The sequence below is a fragment of the Vibrio sp. 1069 genome (genome assembly GCF_033340555.1).
Genome location: NZ_JAWOWP010000953.1, coordinates 1 through 516, shown reverse-complemented (window position 1 = coordinate 516; position 516 = coordinate 1). Strand labels below are relative to the sequence as shown.

At 47.1% G+C, this 516-nt stretch carries 1 protein-coding gene; it reads right to left on the bottom strand.

Features of this window, described 5'->3' with window-relative positions; genetic code table 11:
• Window positions 1-103: 103 nt before the first annotated feature.
• Window positions 104-516, bottom strand: a 413-nt coding sequence (locus tag R7040_RS29995) for an MlaD family protein (protein ID WP_318098125.1), incomplete at its 5' end; no start/stop codon positions are given.

Here is a 516-nt window from a genome sequence, read left to right as displayed (position 1 = left end):
GCAAATAATATACGAAAGCGAAGCAGAAACGAATAGTGACAAGGTTAACGACCATAAAAAAGAGCAGCGATTGCTGCTCTTTACATCGAATCAATATCCCGCCTTAGGGCTTAGGAATTGGCGTTCTCCATTGAACCCAACTTTCATCGGCACGTGGGTAAAGATAGAAAGAGTGACCACGTTTTGCTGCTGGTGGAATTTGTGATTGCTCTGGCGTTGAAAACGCAATGCCACCACGCACGAGGCTATCAATCGTACCTGCTTTGATGTTCGCACCAGTAATACCGATAGAAACATCCACACCAGACACATTCCAGAACACGCTGTTTTGACGCACTAAATACGCGTATTCAGGCTTGATTTTGATGGTGGAAACCACGCGATCAGCGAACTCGCCCAAGCGAACATCGGTAACTTGACCAACTTCCATTTGACGGTAGAGAACAGGAGTGCCGACTTGAACCGAACCGCGTTGCTCACTTTGCAGGGTAAACATGACGCCTTCTACACGGTCAA